Annotated in this window: 2 protein-coding genes and 1 pseudogene; 1 reads left to right on the top strand and 2 read right to left on the bottom strand. The window is 61.3% G+C overall.

The window, feature by feature from the left end:
• On the top strand, window positions 1-2012 hold a 2012-nt coding region (locus tag BLX41_RS37010; RefSeq protein WP_259745503.1), incomplete at its 5' end, for a condensation domain-containing protein.
• Window positions 2013-2363: 351 nt separating this feature from the next.
• Here the strand turns inward: BLX41_RS37010 and BLX41_RS32725 are convergent.
• Together BLX41_RS32725 and BLX41_RS37005 are read right to left on the bottom strand one after the other, a co-directional pair.
• Window positions 2364-3614: a TIGR02270 family protein gene (locus tag BLX41_RS32725; RefSeq protein WP_123728203.1), complete on the bottom strand. Its 1251-nt coding sequence runs from the start codon at window positions 3612-3614 to the stop codon at window positions 2364-2366.
• A 24-nt stretch (window positions 3615-3638) separates the two neighbouring features.
• Window positions 3639-4084 (bottom strand): annotated as a pseudogene (locus BLX41_RS37005) (hypothetical protein); the annotation flags it as partial.

Here is a 4084-nt window from a genome sequence, read left to right as displayed (position 1 = left end):
TCGACAAACTGGCGGCGGCGCCGCCGGGCCTGTACTTGCCCAAGGCACCGCGCCCGGCCGGCCGCCAGCGCCAACGGCTGACCTCGACCCTGGAGCCGAGCCGCTGGCAGCGCCTGAAAGAGCGGGGGACGGCCCTGCAGGTTTCAGGCACGGCACTGCTGCTCAGCCTGTTTGGCCTGATCCTGCAACGGGCCAATGCCGGCCAGGCGTTCTCCTTGATCACCACCAGCTATGGCCGGCTGCCCCTGCACCCGGACATTGAGCGTCTGGTTGGCCCCCTGATCTCGACCCAATTCTTTGCCTTTGCCGCAGCCCGGGAACAAAGCCTGGGGGAATGGGTTCAAGGGGTGCAGCGCCAGTTGCTGGAGGACCTTGACCATGCCAGCGTCGGCGGCGTCGCGGCGCTGCGGGAAATCCGTCGACGTGGCGAGCCATCACAACCTTTCAAAGGCGGCGAGGTGGTCTTCACCTCGATGCTCAACAACCCGGTGCTCGACGCTGCCCCGAGCTTCGGCGATGCCCAGCACTACTGTGTGACCCAAACCCCACAGATCAACCTTGATCACCAACTGCGCGAGCGTGGCGGCGCACTGAGCCTGAGCTGGGACGTGGCCATCGACTGCTATCCCGACGGCCTGATCGAGCAACTGTTTACCGACTATTGCCAGCTGCTGTGCAGGTTGGCGGACGCTGACGATCACTGGCAGGCATTGAAATCCACCGATCTGCTCCCTGTGGCGCCTTTTCAGCTGGCTTCCAGCGCGGAGCCAACCCAGCCCTTTGCACTGACGGATCAACAGCAGGCATACGCCTTCAGCCGCTCGCTGCACCCAGGACAGGGCGGGGCACAGCTCTACCTGGCCTTGAGCATCCCAGCCCTGGATGTTGCTCGGCTGGCCCGGGCCTGGCAGCAATTGCAGGCCCACCATCCGCTGCTGCGCACGCGGGTTCTGGCCAACGGCACCCAACAGATCATGCAAATCCCGCCAGGAGGGCAACTGGAAACGCTGGGGCAGGGTGTCAGCCCCGCCCAAGTCGCCGAAGAGCTGCTCGGCCGGGTGACTGCACTGGGTGACTGGCCCTATGCCGTGCTCAAGGTCAGCAGCGCCGCCGCAGGTCAGAGCCTGGTGCATCTGGCCGTGGACCTGCTGCTTGTCGACCTGCCCAGCCGAGACCTGTTGATCCGGCAACTGCTCAAGCTCTACCAGGGCGCAACACTGCCCCCGCTGACCATCCACTTCGCGGATTACATCGCAGCACTCGGACAGCTCAAACGCAGCCCAGCGGCGCAAGACGCTGCGCTTTACTGGCAGGAAAAATTCCGCCGCCTGCCTCAGGGACCGCAACTCAAGGCCAACCGCGACGTCAACGGCCGGTACCTGAAATACGAGCACCGCCTCGACTGCTGGCCACTGCTGCGCAAACGCATCGAACGTGCGGGCATCAGCGCCGATGCCTTACTGATCAGCGTCTATGCCTTTTGCCTGGCAAAACACTGCGCATTGCCAGCCTTCACCCTGGTGGCCCCGGGCTGGAAACGCCCCCCCGTCCACCCACAGATCGACGCACTGGTCGGTGACTTCACCACCTTGAGCTGGATCGACTTCAACAGCCAAGCCCCGACGTTCATCGAACAAGCCCGCCGTTGCGATCGGATCTTCATCGAGGATCAACAACACAGCGCCATCAGCGGCTTGCAGGCACTGCGCAAGGTCGCAACGGACAAGCAGCACCCACGCACCCTGGATTTCCCGGTGGTGTTTACCCGACTCAACCCACAAGGATCACTGGACCTGCCCGAAGGCGTGACCCTGGTTGACAGTGCAAGCCGCACCCACGGCGTGGCGCTGGACAATCTGAGCATCGAGACGCCAGGGGCCTTGTTGATCCATTGGGATCTGGCGACTGATCGCCTGACGGCGGCGCAGGGGGAGGCGATGTTTGGGGAGTATTGTCGATTGTTGGAGCGGTTGGCGGTGGAAGAGGGGGAGTGGGGCATGGATGGACTGTGATGGATGATCATAAGTCCGTTGCTCGCGGATGCCCGGTAGATGAATAAGGAGGTAGGAACAAGCTTCTTTATTTGGTCTTTGCAGAGCATTTTACAGGTTTGCACAAGTGCTGAATGCAAGCGGCGCCGAGGTGCCAGGCTCGCCTTTCGAGCAGGATGCTCGCCATGAGGAAATGCAGGTAAACCTCTATCTTTATGAACCTGCTGACTCTGACTGGACGCGAGCTCTCGAATTTCGATGAGTCGCGTTGTCCAGTGATCCGTTGTCAGGGGCTATTGGATGTCCTCATCTCTGAGCGGGATGAGGGTGTCGTCCGTGTTGAGCGCGTTAGCTCCCGAATGAAGCGCCTGCTCATTCTCCGAACAACAACCGCTTTTGCCGCCAGGCCGGTGCGCTGGTGGGGAAAAGCACTTCGGTCGGCCGGAAGCGGGCGATGCCGTAGGCGGCGGCAATACGCTGGCGTTGCTGGCCCCGGACAAGCGCTTGCTGAAAACTGCTTTCGCGCTGCGCCAGCCCCAGCACATAGCCCACGCCCGCCTGGAAATCACCTCCATGGGCCTGCCACCAGGCTGCGATCAACTGCGGGTCGGGCCAGGGTAGATTCTCATCGGGGTCCATGGCCACATTGGCATCCTCAGGGTCGTCGTTCGGGCCTGCATCGAAATCCGGCAGGTCCTGCAATTCCAGATCGAGTAACGCCAGGTCAGCCCCAGTAATCTGGCTGAAGGCCTCGCCGGCGACGCGGGCATGAGGCAGGTCGCTCATCTGCTGGATCAGCCAGGGCACGCTGACCGGATCGCCCAGCAGCCCAACGGCCTGGATGCCGACGCGCTGTTGCTCAGGGTTCTGTATCAACTGACGTATCCAGGCGATGCTGTGCTCACGCCTTTGCCAGGCCAGCAGTACACAGAGCGCGTGGTACTGGAACTGGCCCGGTTGCTCGGCGAACTGCCGCAGCGGCTCCAGCGCTTCCTCGTCGCCCATCTGTGCGGTGGCCCAATTGGCCCAAAAGCGCGTGGCGGTGTCCTGGTGTTGCCGGTGGGTGCGAATTGTCGGCATCAGGTCACGACGGCGCAGTTCGCCGGCAGTGCGGGCGGCACGTGCCAGGACGCTTGGGTCGGCGTGGGAAAGTCCGGTAAGCAGGGCAGGGCCGGGGTCATGGCGGTGCATGCCGCAGGCGGCCAGGCCGAGGCGCAGAAACAGGGGGTCGGGGGAGGCGAGCAGGCGATCGATCCAGGGCGATACCCACTTCCAGTCGAGCCAACCCAAGGCCATCAGGTAGCCGCTCTCCGTTTCTACGGCACTTCGCAAATGCTCGCTGAGCCGTGACAACACCTGTGCGTTACCCGCCTCGAAGGCCAGCACCACACTGGCGAACAGCTCGCCAATGGCGTGTGGCCCAAGTTGAGCCAACAGGGTTTCCAGGCCGCAGGTGCCGGCGACTCGAAGGCCGTCAAGGTGGGCGTCGATGCGCTCGTCGAGTTGGCTGAGGTGGTCGAAGTCGTAGTGCGGTGCGCCCAGGGCATAGTCCCGCAGGACGGCGAGGAAGCTGGCTTCTTCGACATGTTGATCCAAAATCAGCGGAATCAAGTTCGAGTACATTTCAAAGTCTTGAGAAATAGTGAGTTAAGCAAGTTTCCTCCAGCTCTGCCCGTCATGTACCAAGATGTCCTTTTGGCCGACAGACCAAAGCGCCCCGTTTTTAGCGGATAGGCAGTAGCAAGTATTGGGCTTCGGCATGTTCCAGTTGACTGGCTGCAAAGAATTTTCATCGAGAACGAATACTTCGAACAGGGTGGCTAGATATATTTTTCCTTGGTGTTCAGCAATGCTCCAGAAATCATCGGTGAACTCGTCGAGATCGATAATTTCCCATGTGTCCGCTCTGCCACGCAGCAAAGTGCCTTGGCGGCCACATAAATAACAATAACCATCAGAGGCGCATATCAATGCAGTTATTTTAAAGTTGGTTGGACTGTCGACTTGCCGCCAGTTGCCTTGCTCCCGCAGCCATATTTCTCCCTTCCAGCCGGCGGCATAGATTTCATCATTGGAGAAACCGCCCAGTGCTT

The organism is Pseudomonas protegens, assembly GCF_003732485.1.
GTDB classification, from domain to species: Bacteria; Pseudomonadota; Gammaproteobacteria; order Pseudomonadales; family Pseudomonadaceae; genus Aquipseudomonas; species Aquipseudomonas protegens_B.
The sequence above is the reverse complement of the archived record's forward strand: the minus strand, read 5'-3'. Positions and strand labels throughout refer to the sequence as shown.